Below are 19,439 nucleotides of genomic sequence, written 5' to 3'. Positions count from 1 at the left end.
AACACCTATAACACATCACATGACAGAAGATATTCGTGTTCGCTACGCACCATCACCAACTGGCCATTTACATATTGGAAATGCGCGTACAGCTATTTTTAACTGGCTTTTTGCTCGCCATTATAATGGTAAATTTATTATTCGTATTGAAGATACAGATTCAGCCCGTAATATTGCTGATGGCGAAAAATCTCAGTTAGAAAACTTAGCTTGGCTCGGTTTAGACTGGGATGAATCACCGGAAAAGCCAGGTGAATATGGACCTTATCGCCAATCTGAGCGTAATGAGCAGGGTATTTACCAACCGTTTATTGATAAGTTGTTGACTGAAGGGTTGGCATATAAATCTTATAAAACGTCGGAACAACTAGCTTCTGAACGTGAAGCTCAGCAAGCAGCCAAGCAAGCCCCGCATTATGTTTACGAATATGAAGGTTTAACACGTGAAGAACGTGAGGCAAAGTATGCCGAATTTGAAGCAAAGGGTCTAAAGCCAGTGGTTCGTTTCCGTGTGCCAGAAGAAAAGACTTACGCTTGGGATGATATTGTTAAAGGACACATTGAAATTGGTGCCAAAGAAGTTGGAGGCGATTGGGTCATTCAAAAAGCCGATGGCATGCCAACATACAATTTTGCAGTTGTAGTTGATGACTACATGATGAAGATTTCGCATGTGTTGCGTGGTGATGATCACGTGTCTAACACCCCCAAGCAAATGATGATATTTGAAGCGCTTGGTTGGGATATACCACAATTTGGTCATATGGCGCTGATTATCAATGGTGAGACAGGTAAAAAGTTATCAAAACGTGACGAAAACGTCTTGCAATTCGTTGAACAATACAAAGCATTAGGTTATCAACCACAAGCAATGGTCAACTTTATTGGTTTACTAGGTTGGTCACCAAAGGGTGAAGACGAAATTTTCTCACTAGAAGAATTTAAGCAAATGTTTGACGAAACCCGCCTGTCAAAGGCAAATGCGAAGTTTGATCAAAAGAAGTTGGAATGGATTAATAACCAGTGGATGCGCCGTGATTTAGAAGAAATTATGCCACAATTAATTCAAGAATTAGTGACTGCTAATCTTGTTAGTCCTGCTGATGCAACAGTTAAGGCAGATTGGTTAGCTCAGGTGATTAAGGTGGCTGGTGTTGAAGGCATTTCTTATACGCGTGAAATAGTTGACTTAGTACGTCAGCCTTTCTTTGAATTAGGTGATATTACTGATGATATGGTGGCTTACTTAACCTCCGAAGAAGGTCGTCGCGTGTTTGATGCATGGGAATCAGCTTACATCGCACTACCTGATGATGCGACAGCAGAAGATTACCTGAATGCGATTCGTGGTATTCAAAATCAGCTCGAAATTAAAGGCCGTAATCTCTGGAATCCTATTCGTATTGCGACAACACATGAAGTTCAGGGACCAAATCTTCCTGAAATGCTAGTTGTTTTAGATAAGGCAACCGTATTACAAACAATGGCTGATGTTAAATCAAATTATCTGAATTAAATGAGAGCATGGACGATGCATAGCATTAGTTCATGCTTTTTTAGAACAGGAAGTAACACTTATGATTGTTTTTAGACTAAAATATAGTTATTAACACGTTGCAATCAATTATATTAATTTAGAAAGTGTGACATAATGTATGCTGTAGAAATGATTAATTATGGTGACTTGGATGTTTTGACGGATACACAAACAGCACAAAGACCAGAAATTAAATCAAAACAGGTTCTTGTACAACAACACGCCACAGCAATTGATCCTTATGACGTTAAGTTTCGTCAAGGGTTGATGGGGACAGATAAACCAACGCCATTAATTCCAGGCTCAAGTGTTTCCGGTCAAGTCATTGCTGTTGGGGATGAGGTGGGAAACTTTAGCATAGGTGACCGCGTGGCAGCTTCGACGCATTTAAAGTCTTATGCACAGTATGTTGCTGTTAGTCAATCTTTGTTGGCTAAAATACCAGATAATGTCAGTTATGAAACCGCTGCGGCAACAGTTTTAGGCGCGCAAACGGGTTATCAGATGGTGACAGTAGATTTAGATATTCAGCCAGGTGAGTCTGTCTTAATTCATGGTGGGGCAGGGTCAGTTGGATCAGCTGCAATACAAGCTGCACGACTTCGAGGCGTACAAACGATATACACTACTGCCAGTAGCACAGCGACAGCATATTTGCAGGCGATAGATAGCCAAGTGCAAGTCATTGATTATCGCACCACTGCCCTGACACAGGCTTTACCCGATGGGGTTGATGTCATCTTAGACACAATTGGTGGCGATACATTACAGCAATCGTTAAATGTACTCAAACCACAGGGCAGATTAGTATCACTTGTCGAAGATGCAACTGATCAACGGGTACAACACAGTTACCTGCAATCGAATGGGCAGCGTTTAGAAACACTGCTGGGCCTTGTTTCAGTTGGCAAAATTTCAATCAGAATTGCCCAAGTTGCACCTTTTGATGCCGAAAACATGAAACAATTCCAAACATTAAAACATGTTTTAGGTAAATTAGTGTTAACTTTTGATTAAACACGTGCATTGGCATGTGTTTTTTAGTCTGATTGATCACATAATAAATTGTGAAATTGTGTGTTTTTTGATAAAAAAACTTTACATCTGTCCTTAAAACAGGTACAATTTACTTGTAAAATAGTTCACAAAAAGAAGGAGTATATCGATATTATGAAAGCAGCAGTTGTACGTGAAAACCCAGATGGTTACGTTGATTTAATTGATAATTGGGAACCAAAAGCTTTGTCATTTGGTGAAGCCCTAGTTGATATGGAATATGTTGGTCTTTGCCATACAGACTTGCACGTAGCCGGTGCCGATTTTGGGAATCCTAATAAAATTGGACAACGAAACGGTGCGTTCCGCCGTGTAATCGGGCATGAAGGTGTTGGTCGTGTATCAAAGTTAGCAGAAGGTGCTGGTGATTACTTGAAGATCGGTGATCGTGTATCTATTGCTTGGTTTTACGATGCTTGTGGCGTTTGTGATTATTGTGTAACGGGAAATGAGACATTTTGTCGTAAAGTTCGGAATTCAGGCTACACGGTTGATGGTGCTATGTCACAACAGGCAGTGGTTAATGCTAAGTATGCTGTTAAAGTGCCTGAAGGCTTGGATCCAGTTGAAGCTACGTCAATTACCTGTGCTGGTGTGACAATGTATAAGTCACTTAAAGTCGGTGAAACAAAACCAGGTCAGTGGGTATCTGTTCATGGTGCCGGTGGTTTAGGTAACTTAGCTGTTCAGTATGCGCACAACGTGTTTGGCGCACATGTGGCTGTTATTGATGGTAATGATGATAAGCTTGCTGCAGCAAAAGAGAATGGTGCTGAAGTCCTAATCAACCGTAAAAAGGTTGAAGATGTGGCTGCTGAAGTACAAAAAGCAACCGGTGGTGTCCATACTGCACAAGTGACCGCAGTTAACGCAGCTGCATTTAATCAAGCAGTTGACTCACTACGCCCTATGGGTAAGTTAGTTGCTGTGGCCTTGCCACAAGGTGACATGGCTTTGAATATTGCTAAGACCGTCTTAGATGGTATTGAAGTTCGTGGGTCATTAGTAGGTACACGTGCTGATTTGAAAGAAGCTTTCCAATTTGGTGCAGAAGGCAAAGTTAAGCCAATTGTTGAGAAAGTTAACTTTGCAGACATGAACGAAATCATTGATGAGATGAAAGCTGGTAAAATTACCGGACGTAAAGTCTTTGATTTCACAACACTTTAAGCAATGTTTAAAAATTCAGTCCACTGTTCGGACTGAATTTTTTTATCATTTGAAATATGGTGGTTCGTGAATCATTGTGTTAGAATTGGGTAACAAATGGATGGAGGAATGTATGCTTATTGGTTAGCCTAAGGCGATATAATCAGCATATGGGTGAATAATGTCTTATTTTACACAACAACTTTTTAATGGGCAGCGTGATCGTATTTTGCGTGTAGTTGATATGGCTAGTGATGAACAAGTGACAGCAGGCTTTATTCACATTTTTGACGAGCGACGCGTCTTTGATTTTGACTATGCCAGTGAATTAACAAATGGTAAAATCACGCAAGCTGAATTTGATGAAGAGGGTGAAGCTAATAATACTTTTAGTGTGAACTTTATGCCGATAGCTAGCGACGAAGATGAAGTGCCAAGTGAGCTTTTTGAAGCGTGGGCTGGTCTTATTGGGCGAGACTATGCATTAATGCCACATGTGCACATTAATATGTATCAGCAAGCACTCAAACCAGAAATTGAACAAATTGATAAGCCGATTTTTGAAGAAAGATTAATTGAATTAGTGAGTCGCATATTGGGTTCATCCGTTATTGGTTTTGAACAAAAATCTTTGACAATGTTTCCGAGCTTCTTAGTACAAGAACAACAAGAGATTAATCAACCACAAGGTCCTTCTACGCAAATTATTTTGCCAGATTAATAAAATAATAAATGCATTGACAAAGTGTGAGAAGTGTCTTAAAATCTAGTCATGTTAATAAATCGATGAAACGAAGAGTAAGTATGTAGCATCAGTAAAGCGAGTCGGGCGGGTGAAAGCCGATTTGATGAGACATATTGAAAATGAACGTGAATGAGGCGAATAGTGAAAGCTGTTGGCACGGTTAGTCCCGTTATCAACCTTAAGGATTGCATACTGTTAGACAATGTGCGATTAAATTTGGGTGGTACCACGTTTTTACGTCCCTGTTAGTTATGCGCTAGATGACTAACAGGGACCTTTTTTGTTTTCAATATGGGTCATGTTTATGGCCTAGTCGTTTATTTTGTGTGATAGCGTAACAGAACAGTTAATTAGAAAGCGAGGCGTAAAAGCATGCATAATCAGAAAAAGAATCAGGGATTTTCAGTGAAATCAGTCGTTGCAACTGGTATAGGGGCTGCGGTGTTTTTTGTTTTAATGAAGTTTATAGCCATCCCAACCGGTGTGCCCAATACGACAATCAATGTTGCTGAGGGCTGGTTAGCATTGATTGCGGGGTTGTTTGGTCCCGTAGTAGGCTTGTTGGTTGGTTTAATTGGACATACATTAAATGATGCCGTGACCTATGGGGCACCATGGTGGTCTTGGGTGATTGCAGATGGCGTCTTTGGCTTATTGTTAGGCTTTGGTAAAAAGTATTTAGCATTAGAATATGGCGAGTTGACAACCAAAAAATTGGTGCAATTTAATGTTTGGCAAGCAGTTTCAAATGTCTTAGTCTGGGTGATTATCGCACCGCTTGGCGATATTATAATCTATAAAGAAGCGGCACAGAAAGTATTCCTACAAGGTGCAGTAACTGCGGTTGTGAACACTATATCCGTAGCAATCATCGGATCATTATTATTGGTCGCTTATGTCAAGTCACGACCAAAGAAGAGCAGTCTACGTAGTGAATAAAACATCAAACAAGCGCAATAGCTTGTGTACATACTAAACAATAAAGGATACATTATGGCAACGCCGCTTATCGATTTTCAGCATGTCACATTTAAATATCATGCACAAGCCGAACCCACGTTACACGATATTAATTTTCAGATTTTTCCTGGTGAGAAAGTATTAATCGCTGGTGCTTCGGGCTCAGGTAAAACAACCTTATTACGACTATTAAATGGTTTGATACCTGAAGCCTATGCTGGGGATGTGACTGGCACACTAAAACTCCGCGGTCGAGATATTCTATCACAGTCGCTCTTCGAGTTATCTTTACAGGCTGGCACAGTACTACAGGATTCGGATGCCCAGTTCGTTGGTTTAACTGTGGCAGAAGATATTGCTTTTGCTCTAGAAAATGATGATCAACCAGTATCAAAAATTAAGGCTAAAGTAGCAAAATGGGCGCAACGTTTTGGCTTGAGTGAACGGTTAGAATTAGCGCCACAAATGTTGTCTGGTGGTCAAAAACAACGAACTGCTATGGCGGGTGTTTTAGTTGATGATGGGCGATTATTATTGTTTGATGAACCGTTAGCTAGTTTAGATCCTGCAGCAGGTAATGCTGCTATGGATATGATTAATCGTTTACAAGCTGAGCGTGATTTAACAGTTGTGATTATTGAACATCGTATTGAAGAAGTGTTGCGTGCCGATGTCGATCGGATCATTGTGATGTCTGATGGTCATATCGTAGCCGACGATACGCCAACTGCCATTATTCAGGCCGGTATATTGCCAGAAAACGGGCTTGACGAGCCCCTGTTTGTACAGTTATTACGTCGTTCGGGTATCGAAGTAGCAAAACTAGACCACGTAGCAGATGTTCAATTAGTCTCCGTTGATGACCAAAAACATGCTATTGAACAACTGAAAGTGCCTGTGAAACGGCAGCCAGTCTTACCTGAAAAGTTAGTCGTTCAGAATTTGAATTTTGGTTACGATACGCACGAAGCCTTATTTGAGGGGCTAAATACTAGCATTTGTCAAGGCGAAATACTGGGTATTGTTGGCAAAAATGGATCGGGGAAAACAACGCTTTCGCACCTGCTAACGGGCTTTTTAATGCCTGATTCGGGGGATATTTTGTTAGATGGGCAATCAGTTTTGCAGCAATCAATCAAAGAGCGCGCAGATCACATTGGCTATGTCTTACAAAACCCCAATCATATGATTACGAAAGCAACAGTTTATGATGAAGTTGCCAGTGGCTTGATTTTAAGACATGTCTCATCTGATAAGATAGAAACACGTGTCCGTGAAGTACTTAGTTTAGTTGATTTAGACGGTATGCGTCACTGGCCGATTGCCGCACTGAGTTTTGGCCAGAAAAAACGTTTGACAATTGCGGCAGTGCTTGTGTTGCAACCAGAAATTTTAATTTTAGATGAACCGACAGCCGGTCAAGATGCCACACACACGGGTGAACTACTAAAGTTTTTGACAAAAATCAATCAGCAATCACAGACAACTATCATCATTATTACCCACGACATGCATTTGTTAGCAAACTTTGTAACTCGGACGTTAGTGATTGTTGACGGGCAGTTATTGGCTGATACGACACCAGCTGAATTGCTTGCTAATGAAGCACTTGTTAAAGCGGCCAGTTTACGTACGACGAGTATTTATCAACTCGCAACACGATTGCAAATTGATCACCCAGAGATGTTGAATGCCGCGATTGTATATGAAAATGCTACAGGAGAACGATGAATAATTTATTTGGTTATAAAAAAAGAGATACTTGGCTCAACCAAACAACTGGGACAGCAAAATTAATTGGTTTTCTGGCATTAACAACGATGGGCATGCTGTCCTATGATACGCGTTTTTTACTATTTTTAAGTATCGTGGCAGTTATTTTAATGCAAACAGCACATATTAAATATCACGAATATGCTTTGATGCTTAAACTGGTACTTTTTTTTGCAGTGATTAACCTTGTGATGGTAACCGTTTTGGCACCGCAATATGGTGTGTCATTATATGGGACACGTCATGTCTTGTTTGGTAACGGTTATTGGACGATAACACAAGAGCAATTGTTCTATGAGTTTAATTTATTACTTAAATATTTCTTTTCATTGCCCTTGGCCATTGTCTTATTATTTACGACTAATCCCAGTGAATTTGCAGCCGGATTGAATAAAATAGGCGTGCCTTATAAAGTTGCTTATGCTTTTGCAATCACTTTACGTTATATTCCCGATGTGCAAAGTGATTATCGTACTATTAGTTTAGCTCAGCAGGCGAGAGGCTATGAAATATCTACTAAGGCACCCTTATTAGCACGCTCAAAGGGCGCAGTGCAAATCATCTTACCACTTGTTTTTACAAGCCTTAATCGGATTGAAACGATTAGTCAAGCTATGGAATTGCGTCGGTTTGGACGTGAAAGTAAAAGATCTTGGTACCAAGAACAATCACTATCTAAAAGAGATGGCGCCATCATTTTTGGGTCTGGTATCGTCATTATAATCGGTGTTTGGTTACTAGTGGTCAATCATGGGCGCATATATAATCCATTTAAATAACAGAGAGGCTAAGTAATGTGATGCTGACTACGAACAAATGGCAACTAACAGCACAGAAATATCAAGATAAATTATTAGTGGATTTATTGCAGTTTTTAGCAATACCGTCTGTCTTAGATCCGCAAACAGCTACTTTTCAAAGGCCTTTTGGCATTGGGATTGATACGGCGTTACAATTTTTAGTTGATATAGCAACGCGTGATGGCTTTAAGGTAGAACGTGTTGCAGACAACATGGTTGTGACAGTTGATTACGGACCAGATGATGTGCCAGAGACTGTGGGCGTTTTATCTCATGTTGATGTTGTTCCCGGTAATGCAGCAGCATGGCGGGTTACGATGCCTTTTAGTCCTAAAATTGTTGATGATCGTCTTTATGGCCGCGGTGTATATGATATGAAGGCAGATTTAATTGCGAGCTATTATGCCTTAAAGCAGTTAAAGGATCAGGGCTTTGTACCCAAAAGAAAAATTCGCTTAATTTTCGGTAGTGATGAAGAATCTGATTGGCGCGACATGCAAGCCTATTTAAAAGATTTTGGTGAGCCAACACTTGGTTTTTCACCTGATGGAACCTTTCCTGTAGTCCCAGGTGAAAAAGGAGTCCAGACAATTACCATGCGTTTCGTAGGCGATACTTTTGATTGTCGCGAATTTGAATTACTGGCTTTTCAAGCGGGAACGCGTGACAATGTTGTTCCCGGCAAAGCCACGGCAATTGTTAAATTGTCAGATAATCAGGATATTAATTTGTTTTTAAAACAATACGAGCAATACTTGACCGCAGAACCATTAATTAGTGGTATTGGTCAATATGATGACGGTGAAATTCATCTGACTTTGTATGGCAAATCAGTACATGGTGCTTATCCTGAAGACGGATTGAATGCAGGCACTTATTTAGCGCATTTTCTAAGTCATTACGCCTTCCAACACCAAGCACAAGCTTTACTCCACCAATTAGGCGATGTGTATCATCGTGATGTCTTTGCAGCAAACATCGGTTTAGCTTACCATGATCAAATTATGGGCGATTTAACGATGAATGTAGGGCAAACAGTTTATCGTCAGGGGCAGGAAGGCTACATTAGAATTCAATTTAGGTATCCAGTTGGCATGAGCGAAACGACAATTCTAACTCAAATTCAACGTCATGTCGGTCCGTTAAAAGCTAAAATTTTTAAAGAAGTACAATTTGGTAGTCAACCACATATGGTCGATTTAAATGATGTCATTGTGACTAAATTACAAAATATATACGCGCAACAGACAAACACAGATAAAACGTATAAAATATCAAATGGTGGTTCATATGCCCGTTTATTAAAACGTGGCGTAGCCTTTGGGGGGCAATTTCCCAACTTGCCAGTGATGAGTCATCAGCCAGATGAATATGTATTGCTGTCTAATATTTCTCGCGCGCAAGCTATTTTTGCACAAGCCTTATATGAGCTAGCAGAAACAACAACTTGACAAAGCGAACAAATGTTCCTATAATTAAGCAAATAATGACATTGAGAGAAAACGCATGCAGTTACCTGAATTTAGACAAGCCCTAGAAGACAAACTAAGCGCACAAAGTGTGGCACGCGTTCTGGCCTCAGCGTATGATTTCCAAGTAGCACAAAATAATAATAGAACACCACGGGCACGCTATGGTACTGTGAAAATGACAAAAGAAGCAGATGCCATGTGGGAAACAGTGGTTAGCAACATTTTAGCGGGGATGTCGGCCAACAGTGATCGTGATATTTTACAACGATTGGCTGATGATGAATTTATTGCAATGGTTGAAGAGGGGCTAGAGGAAATTAATTTTACGACAGAATTTTAGTTTTTTCTTTCGGAGGAACGTATAATATAGTGACCGGCTGGAAAATTCTGATAAGTACTTGAAATTTACCCTTGTTTTGTAGTATCATTAATAATTGTGAATGCACAAAAGTGCAAACACTCCTTGCAGCCAAGGCTGCCAGAGACCAAAAGGAGGAAATAAAACATGGCTACATCATACGAAATGACTTACATCGTTCGCCCTGATATGGAAGCGGATGCAAAGAAAGCGCTTGTAGAGCGTTTTGATGGTATCTTGACTAACAACGGCGCAACAATTACTAAGTCTGCTGATTGGGCAACACGTCGTTTTGCATACGAAATTGCTGGTTACCGCGAAGGCGTATACCACGTCATCAATTTCACTGCTGAAGACGATGCTGCAATCAACGAATTTGATCGTTTGGCAAAGATTTCACAAGATATCTTACGTCATATGATTGTTAAGCGCGACGCAGAATAATTCTGAAATTCCACTGGTGAAGGAGCTTTAATATGATTAATCGAGTAGTATTGATTGGGCGATTGACCCGGGATGTGGAATTACGCTATACGCAATCGGGTACAGCGGTCGGCACGTTTAGCTTGGCGGTAAATCGCCAGTTCACTAATCAATCTGGTGAACGTGAAGCTGACTTTATTAACGCCGTTATCTGGCGAAAAGCAGCGGAAAATTTTGCAAATTTCACTGGTAAGGGCGCTTTAGTCGCTGTCGAGGGTCGTTTGCAGACAAGAAATTATGAAAATAATCAAGGCCAGCGTGTATACGTTACCGAGGTTGTTGTCGATAATTTCTCATTACTTGAATCACGTGCTGAAAGCGATAAGCGTCGTGCCCAAAATGGTACGTCAGCAACAACACCTTCAAATGATAATCATTTTGGTGGTAGTGAAAGTAATAATAACTTTAATGCTGTTGATCCTTTTGCTGGTGCAAATCAAAACACCCAAAAATCAACTGCAACAAGTGAAGCACCTAACCCATTTGCGGCTAGTGGCAAAACAGAAATTGATATATCAGATGATGATTTACCATTTTAAAAATATTTAAATTATTAGGAAAGGAGCTTCAATCATGTCAGAACAAAACTCACGTCCACAAAACTCAGAACGTCCACAACGTTCACGTCGTCCACAAGGCGGCCCACGTCGTCGCCGTAAGGTCGACTACATTGCAGCCAATCATATTGAATTTATTGACTACAAGAACACAGAATTGTTGGAACGCTTTATTTCAGAACGCGGTAAGATTTTGCCACGTCGTGTAACAGGTACATCAGCTAAGAACCAACGCAAGGTAACAACAGCTATCAAGCGTGCGCGTATCATGGCTTTGTTGCCATTCGTTACAGAAGACTAATTAATATTATTCTGCTTTAGAAAGCTCAGGTATTTAACCTGGGCTTTTTTGTTTATTTTGAAAAAAGCGAACTGTGGTAAAATAGGGTATATGATTTTTTTGACAAAAAATAGTCAAAAAGTAAACATGGGGAATATTGAGGTTACTTGTGAAAAAGCTGTTTAATTTTAAAACATTACCAATATTTTTTCAAAGTACAAAATTAGGGACTGTAGCATTATTACTGTTGTTAGTCAGCCTATTGAGTGCTTTTTTTGCGGTACTTGTCAATTGGGTTTTTGGATTGATTTGGTTGATTGTTGTAATTATTGGTTTGATTTATTCTGGTCAGGCGCTGAAAGAGGTTAGTGAGAATGCACAGGAATACCTTTCAGGATTAGGCTATCGCATTTCTCGTAGTGAACAAGAAGCTTTGATTCGGATGCCTATTGGTATTATATTGCTAAATGATACTGAAAAAATAGATTGGATTAATCCTTACATGCAAGGTTATATTGGTAAGCGTGATGTTTTAGGATTATCGCTATCCGATTTAGATGGCAATCTCGCTGCTGATGTCAAAAACTACTCTGATGCAAAAGAAACGAATACAATTACATGGCAAGATAAACAGTTCTCGCTTTATGTACAGCAAAATTTGCGCGTCATTTATATGATGGATATTAGTGAGTATGCTGCTATTGCCACAGAATATGATAATCATCAATTATTTAGTGGTTTAATTTCTGTTGATAACTATGAAGAAGTTACAGAAGGCATGAGTGAATCAGAAACTTCTACACTTCGAACTTATGTCACAGGCGCATTATCTGATTGGGCAACCACGCATCATATTTATTTAAGAAGGCTAAATACAGTTCATTATGTCATGTTTGGCTATAAAACTGCGTTACAAGAAGCAGAAAAAGATAAGTTTTCAGTACTAAAAGCAATCCGAGAGGCCACAGCACAACAAAATTCACCGGTGACGTTATCCATGGGTGTTGCTTATGGTGAGCAGGATATTATTCAACTAGCTAAAATGGCACAAACCAACTTAGATTTAGCATTAGGTCGTGGTGGTGACCAGGTTGTTGTCAAGTCTAATCAATCAGCTGCTCGCTTTTATGGTGGTGCAACAAACCCAATGGAAAAGCGGACACGTGTCCGCGCACGTATGATTTCACAAACTGTCGCTGAATTAATGGAACAATCTGATAACATTATGATTGTTGGCCATGCAACACCAGATTTAGATGCTGTTGGTGCCGGATTAGGTATCTGGCGTATGGCACAAACTAAAAATAAGCCAGCATTCGTTATTATTGACGAAAAAACGGTATATAGTGATATTAAATTATTATTGGCAGAAATTAGAAAAAATACACCTGACATTGTCGCACCAGGTTCCAATATTAATGATTCGATTGTTGATGAAACACGTGCCTTAAAGCTAGTGCGTGAGAACACATTGCTGATATTAATTGACCATGCACAATCGGCAATTACTAGTGCACCACATTTGCTCGATAGGTTAGCCAACCGAGTGGTAGTGATTGATCACCACCGTTTAGCAGAACAAGGGTTGGACCAAAAACCTTTGTTGACTTATGTTGAGCCCTATGCATCGTCAACCTCTGAGTTAGTTGTAGAAATGTTACAGTATCAAGATCAGAGCCATGCGCCGATTACAAAATTAGAAGCGACCGCTATGCTTGGTGGCATTCAAATTGACACGAAAAACTTTACCTTGCGAACTGGTTCACGTACATTTGATGCGGCAAGTTATCTTAGAGCCAATGGAGCAGATAGTAATTTGATTCAATCGTTTATGAAAGAAAATCTAACTGATTTTAAATCACGTACGCATCTCATTAATTTGGCAGTGGTGGATTCAGGTAATGCTATTGTGACAGGAGAAAGTAATCAAACCTATTCGGGTTTGATTACAGCACAAGCAGCAGATGAATTATTACAAATCAGCAGTGTAGAAGCTTCTTATGTTGTGACAAAGCGTGCGGATGGTCGTGTCGGTATTTCGGCGCGTTCAACAGGACAACGCAATGTGCAACGTATTATGGAAGCAATGGGTGGTGGGGGCCACTTATCCAATGCGGCAACACAAATTTCAGGTGAGACACCAGAAGCAGTGACAAAGCAGTTAAAAGAAGTCTTACAAGCAGCCATTGAAGCACAGTAACTGGGGAATACGCTGTCAGCTAGTGCATACAAATAGAAGGAGATTCAAGATGAAAGTTGTATTTTTAGAAGATGTTAAAGGTCGTGGCAAAAAAGGTGAAATTAAAGAAGTACCGGATGGTTACGCCAACAATTTTTTGATTAAAAATAAAAAAGCCGAACCAGCAACAGGTAAAAATTTAGGTGCTGTTAAAGGGCGTCAAAAAGCAGAGGAAAAGGCAGCAGCTGAAGCCTTAGCCGAAGCCGAACAACTAAAGGCTAAAATGGCAGATGAAAAATTTGTTGTAGAAGTTAAGGGGAAGTCCGGTGCCGACGGACGTTTGTTTGGTGCTATTTCAACTAAGCAAATTGTTGCCGCATTAGTAGCACAAAAACAAATTAAGCTGGATAAGCGCAAATTATTGTTGAATCAACCCATACATGCATTGGGATATACGAATGTTCCAGTTAAGTTGCATCGTGATGTTGTAGCTAATTTGCGTGTACACGTCAGCGAGGGATAATATGGACAATCCGGGATCATACGAGTATCGGCAAGTACCACAAGATGTGGATGCGGAACGTGCGGTGCTCGGGGCCATTTTTTTCGATGTGAGATCAGATAGTGCCATGGTAGAAGCTCAGGCGATTTTGGAACCTGCGGACTTTTATCGTCAAGCGCATCAAACAATTTTCAAAGCGATGCAGCAGTTAGTCGATGAACAGCGCCCTATTGATATGTTGACGTTGCAAGACAAGCTTAATAGCATGCAACAACTTGAAAATGTTGGTGGCATGACATATTTGGCCGAAATATCTGAGTCATCGGCGTCTTCAGCCAATTTAAAGCATTATGCAAATATTGTCCGCGAAAAATCCGTTTTACGTCGTATTATTGAAACATTAACACGTAGCATGTCTTTGGCATATGATGCTGCTGAACCGAGTGAAGATATCTTAGATATACTTAATCGTAATTTAGATACATTGGCGGAAAATCGTGGTGACGAAGATTTTCAAAAAATTAAAGATGTCTTGCGTGAATTTCAAGAGAACTTAGATAACGCTGTTGAAAACGACAATGATATTGTTGGGTTAGCCACAGGGTATCCGGAGTTAGATAATTTGACGCACGGCTTTCGAGAAGATCAAATGGTTGTTTTAGGGGCTCGACCAGCAGTCGGAAAGACTGCATTTGTGTTAAATATTGCAAAGAACGTTGCTAAAGCAGAACAAGTGCCGGTGGTTGTTTTCAGTTTGGAAATGGGTGCAGTTGACCTAGTGACACGATTGGTTGCGGCCGAAGGGGCAATTGATTCCGCTCACCTAACGACTGGGCAAATGTCCCAAGATGATTGGCAATCACTAACATTAGCCATGCAATCCTTGGCTAACATGCAAATTTACATGGATGATACACCAGGTATTAAAATTAATCAAATTAGTGCCAAACTACGTAAGTTAGAAAAAGACTTGCTCAATGATATGACGCAAGAAGACAGAATTAACAATCCTCACCCAATTGGTATGGTCATTATTGATTATCTGGGTTTGATTGAATCGAATAACACAGAAAGCAGACAGCAAGCTGTGTCGGAAATATCACGTGCCATTAAGAAATTAGCGAAGGAATTGCATACGCCAATTTTAGCCTTAGCACAGCTTAGCCGAGGTGTTGAACAACGGACTGATAAGCGGCCAGTGTTATCAGATTTGCGAGAATCTGGTTCGATTGAACAGGATGCAGATATTGTTGCCTTTTTATATCGTGATGATTATTATCGTAACGATGGGACAGATGAAGACGGTAGTGGGGATCAGCGTAATGATGATGAGGCTGTTCCAATTGAAATCATTTTGGAAAAGAATCGTGCTGGTGCGCGAGGCACTGCAACGCTGATGTTTAATAAACCAACATTCAAATTTAGTCCGATGGCGCCGTTGTTTCGCGACGATCCAAATGCTGGACCAAATGGTAACCCAGGGTGGTAAAAAAGGACGACCATATATTGGCCGTCCCTTTTTTTATTATTTTATTTATCCAGCAAGTCAGCAAATGTGGCACCGACTAGTGTTGCGATATCTTTTGGTTTAACTTTATCAGAACGGCCAAGTTCACCAGCGCTGACCAGAAAATAAGGGGCAGTTTCAGCAGTACTATCGATAAAAATGGGGAAATGTTTATTTTGCCAAATACCCACTGGGTTATTAGCGCCATGAACGTATCCGGTAGTTTTTTGCAGTTCTTTCAAAGACAACATGGTAACTTTCTTATTGCCAGAAACGTGTGCTAATTTTTTCATGGCGAGGTGTTGTGTAATGGGAATAATTGCTACCACTGGACCAGTCTTATCACCAGTAGCCGCTAACGTTTTATAGATGTCTGCGTGTTTGACATTGAATTTTTCTAATAGAGCATCCCGTTGGGCTTCAGTTTTGTCTAGAATATTAAATTCAAAGCCTTCGTATGCCACATCGTGCTTATCCATAATCTGCTCAGGTAATGTTTTTTTGATTTTCTTTTTTGCCATAATAATGACAGTTTACCACAAATTGGCACAACCAAAAAGTAGCGCGGTCCAACCAATTCATGATATACTATTTGGCATGATGTCAGAAGCTATATATGTAACCGTGCAAGCGGACTTAAAACAAAAAATATATAATGGTGATTTTCCTAATCTAAAGTTACCAGACGAACGTTCTTTGGCCGAAAATTATCATGTCTCACGCTCATCAATTAAGCGTGCCTTGAATGTTCTTGTACAACAAGGGGTTATTTTTAAAAAGCGTGGCAGTGGCACTTTCGTCAATCCGCTCTATCTTAAAAATAATGCTTTATTTCAACATGAAGGCTCTAATTTAGGTGTCTCTGATTCGTTTCGGGTCGATGGGAAAGCACCAAGTATCGAATTATTAGATTTTCGTGTTATTCCAGCAACACCCGAACAGCAACAAGCGTTATTTTTGAGTGAAGGTGACTTTGTTTATGAAATCAAACGTTTGCGACGATTAGAGGGGGTGCCGTTTATGATTGAAAGGGGCTATGTCCCGATTAATGTATTACCGGGCTTAAATCGAGAGATTGTTTCAGGTTCGGTTTATGAGTATGTCGAAAATACTAAAAACCGAACGGTAACCAAATCCTTTATGACAATCATGGCTGAACCTTCAAACCCAGAAGACCAACAATTATTGGAACTGTCAGATCGTGAACCAGTTGGGATTATGGAAGGTATATTTTTCATGGATGACGGGACACCGTTGGAATTTTCCAGTATGCGACTACACTATAAATATTTAAGATATAACGCCTTTGTTAGTATTGATTCCGAATAAAAAACTTAACTATTTTTATTGTATTGGACCGTACCAATTATGTTACTGCGCCAACCAAAATAAAAAACAAAATCAACCAATAATGTTTTTATCTTGAATAAATCCTTAAAATCGGTTATACTTGAGAAGTAAATAACGGAGAAAGATTCGTGGTTTACGATTCTCTCAAAAAATAAGGAGTACTTAATCTCATGGCAGATTTCGATTCAAAAGAGTACTTGGAACTCGTTGATAAGTGGTGGCGTGCAACTAACTATTTGTCAGCAGGGATGATCTTCTTGAAGAGCAACCCATTGTTCTCAGTTACTAACACACCAATCCAAGCCGAAGACGTTAAAGTTAAGCCTATCGGTCACTGGGGAACTATTTCAGGTCAAACATTCTTGTATGCACACGCAAACCGTTTGATTAACAAGTATGACTTGAACATGTTCTACATCGGTGGACCAGGACACGGTGGCCAAGTAATGGTTACTAATGCCTACTTGGATGGCGAATATACTGAAGATTACCCAGAAATCACTCAAGATTTGGAAGGTATGAGCCGCTTGTTCAAGCGTTTCTCATTCCCTGGCGGAATCGGATCACACATGACAGCACAAACACCAGGTTCATTACATGAAGGTGGTGAATTGGGTTATTCATTGTCACACGCCTTTGGTGCTGTTTTGGACAATCCTGATCAAATTGCTTTTGCTGTTGTTGGTGATGGTGAAGCCGAAACAGGCCCATCAATGACATCATGGCACTCAACAAAGTTCTTGAATGCTAAGAATGATGGTGCTGTTTTGCCAATCTTGGATTTGAACGGATTTAAGATTTCTAACCCAACAATCTTCTCACGTATGAGTGATGAAGAAATCACAAAGTTCTTTGAAGGTTTGGGTTACTCACCTCGCTTTATCGAAAATGATGACATCCATGACTATACAGCTTATCACGAATTGGCTGCTAAGGTTTTGGATCAAGCTATTGAAGATATTCAAGCTATCCAAAAGGATGCGCGTGAAAACGGTAAGTACGAAGATGGTACAATCCCAGCATGGCCTGTAATTATTGCACGCTTGCCAAAGGGTTGGGGTGGACCAACACATGATGAAGATGGTAACCCTATCGAAAATTCATTCCGTGCTCACCAAGTGCCATTGCCTTTGGCACAAAACAAGTTAGAAACATTGTCACAATTCGAAGACTGGATGAATTCATACAAGCCAGAAGAATTGTTCAATGCTGATGGTTCATTAAAAGATGAATTGAAAGCTATTGCACCTAAGGGTGACAAGCGTATGTCAGCTAACCCAATCGCTAACGGCGGACGTCGTCGTGGTGAAGAAGCGACCGATTTGACATTGCCAGATTGGCGTCAATTCACAAATGACATTACAAATGAGAATCGTGGACACGAGTTGCCAAAGGTTACTCAAAACATGGATATGACAACACTTTCAAACTACTTGGAAGAAGTTGCTAAGTTGAACCCAACATCATTCCGTGTCTTTGGACCTGATGAAACAATGTCAAACCGTTTGTGGAGTCTCTTTAACACAACTAACCGTCAATGGATGGAAGAAGTTAAGGAACCAAATGATCAATATGTTGGCCCAGAAGGTCGTATCATTGACTCGCAATTGTCAGAGCACCAAGCTGAAGGTTGGCTTGAAGGCTACACATTGACTGGCCGCGTTGGTATCTTTGCTTCATACGAGTCATTCTTGCGTGTTGTGGATACAATGGTTACACAACACTTCAAGTGGTTGCGTCACGCCTCAGAACAAGCATGGCGTAATGATTATCCATCATTGAACTTGATTGCGACGTCGACTGCGTTCCAACAAGATCACAATGGTTACACACACCAAGATCCAGGTATGTTGACTCATTTGGCTGAAAAGAAGTCTAACTTCATTCGTGAATACTTGCCTGCAGATGGTAACTCATTGTTGGCTGTTCAAGATCGTGCGTTCTCAGAACGTCACAAGGTTAACTTGATTATTGCTTCTAAGCAACCACGTCAACAATGGTTTACTGCTGATGAAGCTGATGAATTAGCTAATGAAGGTTTGAAGATTATTGATTGGGCTTCTACTGCACCATCTGGTGATGTTGATATTACATTCGCATCATCTGGTACAGAACCAACAATCGAGACACTTGCTGCCTTGTGGTTGATTAACCAAGCCTTCCCAGAAGTAAAGTTCCGTTATGTTAACGTTGTTGAATTACTTCGTTTGCAAAAGAAGTCAGAATCTCACATGAATGATGAACGTGAATTGTCTGACGCAGAATTCAACAAGTTCTTCCAAGCTGATAAGCCTGTTATCTTTGGTTTCCACGCTTACGAAGATTTGATTGAATCATTCTTCTTCGAACGTAAGTTCAAGGGTGATGTTTATGTTCATGGTTACCGTGAAGATGGTGACATCACAACAACTTATGACATGCGTGTTTACTCAAAGTTGGATCGTTTCCACCAAGCTAAGGAAGCTGCCGAAATTTTGTCAGCTAATGGCACAATTGATCAAGCAGCTGCTGATACATTTATCGAAAAGATGGATGCTACCTTGGCAAAGCATTTCGAAGTTACTCGTAACGAAGGTCGCGATATCGAAGAATTTACTGATTGGAATTGGTCAGCTTTGAAGTAATTAACCATGTTAATCACGATTAAGTCAACTCTTTAAATCATTAAATCATTAAGCGAATCAGATATATTCTGGTTCGCTTTTTTTTTAACTTATCTGTACAATAATAG

The 19,439-nt window shown here is 40.2% G+C and carries 18 protein-coding genes; 17 read left to right on the top strand and 1 reads right to left on the bottom strand.

All coding sequences use genetic code 11. The annotated features are described in order from the left end of the window. Positions 1 to 19 precede the first annotated feature (19 nt). The 15 genes from gltX to dnaB all read left to right on the top strand — a co-directional run bounded on the left by gltX (position 20) and on the right by dnaB (position 15,340). Positions 20 to 1,516, top strand: a complete 1,497-nt coding sequence (gene gltX / locus FAZ25_RS02325; protein WP_048801839.1) for a glutamate--tRNA ligase — start codon at positions 20 to 22, stop codon at positions 1,514 to 1,516. Between the two features lie 135 nt (positions 1,517 to 1,651). Then, positions 1,652 to 2,554 (top strand): NADP-dependent oxidoreductase, encoded by a 903-nt coding sequence (locus FAZ25_RS02320; RefSeq protein ID WP_048801838.1) that lies wholly within the window; start codon positions 1,652 to 1,654, stop codon positions 2,552 to 2,554. 153 nt (positions 2,555 to 2,707) lie between these two features. After that, positions 2,708 to 3,763, top strand: a complete 1,056-nt coding sequence (gene adhP / locus FAZ25_RS02315) for an alcohol dehydrogenase AdhP (protein ID WP_004904509.1) — start codon at positions 2,708 to 2,710, stop codon at positions 3,761 to 3,763. A 160-nt stretch (positions 3,764 to 3,923) separates the two neighbouring features. Further along, a complete protein-coding gene (locus tag FAZ25_RS02310; RefSeq protein ID WP_048801837.1) occupies positions 3,924 to 4,463 on the top strand; it encodes a hypothetical protein in 540 nt (179 codons plus the stop codon). Positions 4,464 to 4,859: 396 nt separating this feature from the next. Further along, positions 4,860 to 5,426 carry an ECF-type riboflavin transporter substrate-binding protein gene (locus tag FAZ25_RS02305; RefSeq protein WP_004899578.1) on the top strand — a complete coding sequence of 189 codons (567 nt, stop codon included), beginning with the start codon at positions 4,860 to 4,862 and terminating at the stop codon, positions 5,424 to 5,426. Positions 5,427 to 5,480: 54 nt separating this feature from the next. Then, the gene (locus tag FAZ25_RS02300) at positions 5,481 to 7,178 is read left to right on the top strand and encodes an ABC transporter ATP-binding protein (protein ID WP_040176536.1); all 1,698 of its coding nucleotides are present in this window, start codon (positions 5,481 to 5,483) and stop codon (positions 7,176 to 7,178) included. Then, a complete protein-coding gene (locus FAZ25_RS02295) occupies positions 7,175 to 7,999 on the top strand; it encodes an energy-coupling factor transporter transmembrane protein EcfT (RefSeq protein ID WP_004904505.1) in 825 nt (274 codons plus the stop codon). Before FAZ25_RS02300 ends, FAZ25_RS02295 begins: the two co-directional genes overlap by 4 nt. A 20-nt stretch (positions 8,000 to 8,019) precedes the next feature. Continuing rightward, entirely contained in the window at positions 8,020 to 9,471 is a 1,452-nt protein-coding gene (gene pepV, locus FAZ25_RS02290) for a dipeptidase PepV (protein ID WP_040189773.1), read from the top strand. Between the two features lie 55 nt (positions 9,472 to 9,526). Beyond that, entirely contained in the window at positions 9,527 to 9,832 is a 306-nt protein-coding gene (locus FAZ25_RS02285) for a hypothetical protein (RefSeq protein ID WP_004899571.1), read from the top strand. 165 nt (positions 9,833 to 9,997) lie between these two features. Further along, entirely contained in the window at positions 9,998 to 10,294 is a 297-nt protein-coding gene (gene rpsF / locus FAZ25_RS02280) for a 30S ribosomal protein S6 (RefSeq protein ID WP_004899569.1), read from the top strand. 32 nt (positions 10,295 to 10,326) lie between these two features. After that, positions 10,327 to 10,872, top strand: a complete 546-nt coding sequence (ssb, locus tag FAZ25_RS02275) for a single-stranded DNA-binding protein (RefSeq protein ID WP_004899568.1) — start codon at positions 10,327 to 10,329, stop codon at positions 10,870 to 10,872. 34 nt (positions 10,873 to 10,906) lie between these two features. Then, the gene (gene rpsR, locus FAZ25_RS02270; protein ID WP_004904499.1) at positions 10,907 to 11,191 is read left to right on the top strand and encodes a 30S ribosomal protein S18; all 285 of its coding nucleotides are present in this window, start codon (positions 10,907 to 10,909) and stop codon (positions 11,189 to 11,191) included. A 148-nt stretch (positions 11,192 to 11,339) separates the two neighbouring features. Then, on the top strand, positions 11,340 to 13,370 hold the full coding sequence (locus FAZ25_RS02265) for a DHH family phosphoesterase (protein WP_004899564.1): 2,031 nt from the start codon (positions 11,340 to 11,342) through the stop codon (positions 13,368 to 13,370). A 49-nt stretch (positions 13,371 to 13,419) separates the two neighbouring features. Further along, on the top strand, positions 13,420 to 13,872 hold the full coding sequence (gene rplI / locus FAZ25_RS02260) for a 50S ribosomal protein L9 (protein ID WP_048801836.1): 453 nt from the start codon (positions 13,420 to 13,422) through the stop codon (positions 13,870 to 13,872). 1 nt (position 13,873) lies between these two features. Beyond that, a complete protein-coding gene (gene dnaB / locus FAZ25_RS02255) occupies positions 13,874 to 15,340 on the top strand; it encodes a replicative DNA helicase (protein ID WP_004899562.1) in 1,467 nt (488 codons plus the stop codon). A gap of 41 nt (positions 15,341 to 15,381) precedes the next feature. Here the strand turns inward: dnaB and FAZ25_RS02250 are convergent, their stop codons facing one another. Next, positions 15,382 to 15,879, bottom strand: a complete 498-nt coding sequence (locus tag FAZ25_RS02250) for an aminoacyl-tRNA deacylase (RefSeq protein WP_004899560.1) — start codon at positions 15,877 to 15,879, stop codon at positions 15,382 to 15,384. A 79-nt stretch (positions 15,880 to 15,958) separates the two neighbouring features. On the opposite strand from FAZ25_RS02250, the gene FAZ25_RS02245 reads away from it, so the two are divergent. Beyond that, the gene (locus FAZ25_RS02245; protein ID WP_036058318.1) at positions 15,959 to 16,687 is read left to right on the top strand and encodes a GntR family transcriptional regulator; all 729 of its coding nucleotides are present in this window, start codon (positions 15,959 to 15,961) and stop codon (positions 16,685 to 16,687) included. 191 nt (positions 16,688 to 16,878) lie between these two features. After that, positions 16,879 to 19,332 carry a phosphoketolase gene (locus FAZ25_RS02240; RefSeq protein ID WP_004899556.1) on the top strand — a complete coding sequence of 818 codons (2,454 nt, stop codon included), beginning with the start codon at positions 16,879 to 16,881 and terminating at the stop codon, positions 19,330 to 19,332. Positions 19,333 to 19,439 lie beyond the last annotated feature (107 nt).

This window comes from Leuconostoc sp. LN180020 (assembly GCF_014844115.1).
Classification (GTDB): domain Bacteria; phylum Bacillota; class Bacilli; order Lactobacillales; family Lactobacillaceae; genus Leuconostoc; species Leuconostoc citreum.
Note: the sequence above shows the minus strand (reverse complement) of the source record. Positions and strands in the feature narration are given on the sequence as shown.

What these genes read in the sequence shown, in the direction of transcription:
- rpsR (WP_004904499.1), top strand. Translation starts at nt 10,907, where the DNA reads ATGTCAGAACAAAACTCACGTCCACAAAACTCAGAACGTCCACAACGT.
- FAZ25_RS02240 (WP_004899556.1), top strand. Translation starts at nt 16,879, where the DNA reads ATGGCAGATTTCGATTCAAAAGAGTACTTGGAACTCGTTGATAAGTGG.
- FAZ25_RS02305 (WP_004899578.1), top strand. Translation starts at nt 4,860, where the DNA reads ATGCATAATCAGAAAAAGAATCAGGGATTTTCAGTGAAATCAGTCGTT.
- adhP (WP_004904509.1), top strand. Translation starts at nt 2,708, where the DNA reads ATGAAAGCAGCAGTTGTACGTGAAAACCCAGATGGTTACGTTGATTTA.
- gltX (WP_048801839.1), top strand. Translation starts at nt 20, where the DNA reads ATGACAGAAGATATTCGTGTTCGCTACGCACCATCACCAACTGGCCAT.
- FAZ25_RS02250 (WP_004899560.1), bottom strand. Translation starts at nt 15,879, where the DNA reads ATGGCAAAAAAGAAAATCAAAAAAACATTACCTGAGCAGATTATGGAT.
- dnaB (WP_004899562.1), top strand. Translation starts at nt 13,874, where the DNA reads ATGGACAATCCGGGATCATACGAGTATCGGCAAGTACCACAAGATGTG.
- FAZ25_RS02320 (WP_048801838.1), top strand. Translation starts at nt 1,652, where the DNA reads ATGTATGCTGTAGAAATGATTAATTATGGTGACTTGGATGTTTTGACG.
- FAZ25_RS02245 (WP_036058318.1), top strand. Translation starts at nt 15,959, where the DNA reads ATGTCAGAAGCTATATATGTAACCGTGCAAGCGGACTTAAAACAAAAA.
- ssb (WP_004899568.1), top strand. Translation starts at nt 10,327, where the DNA reads ATGATTAATCGAGTAGTATTGATTGGGCGATTGACCCGGGATGTGGAA.
- rplI (WP_048801836.1), top strand. Translation starts at nt 13,420, where the DNA reads ATGAAAGTTGTATTTTTAGAAGATGTTAAAGGTCGTGGCAAAAAAGGT.
- FAZ25_RS02310 (WP_048801837.1), top strand. Translation starts at nt 3,924, where the DNA reads ATGTCTTATTTTACACAACAACTTTTTAATGGGCAGCGTGATCGTATT.
- FAZ25_RS02300 (WP_040176536.1), top strand. Translation starts at nt 5,481, where the DNA reads ATGGCAACGCCGCTTATCGATTTTCAGCATGTCACATTTAAATATCAT.
- pepV (WP_040189773.1), top strand. Translation starts at nt 8,020, where the DNA reads ATGCTGACTACGAACAAATGGCAACTAACAGCACAGAAATATCAAGAT.
- FAZ25_RS02295 (WP_004904505.1), top strand. Translation starts at nt 7,175, where the DNA reads ATGAATAATTTATTTGGTTATAAAAAAAGAGATACTTGGCTCAACCAA.
- rpsF (WP_004899569.1), top strand. Translation starts at nt 9,998, where the DNA reads ATGGCTACATCATACGAAATGACTTACATCGTTCGCCCTGATATGGAA.
- FAZ25_RS02285 (WP_004899571.1), top strand. Translation starts at nt 9,527, where the DNA reads ATGCAGTTACCTGAATTTAGACAAGCCCTAGAAGACAAACTAAGCGCA.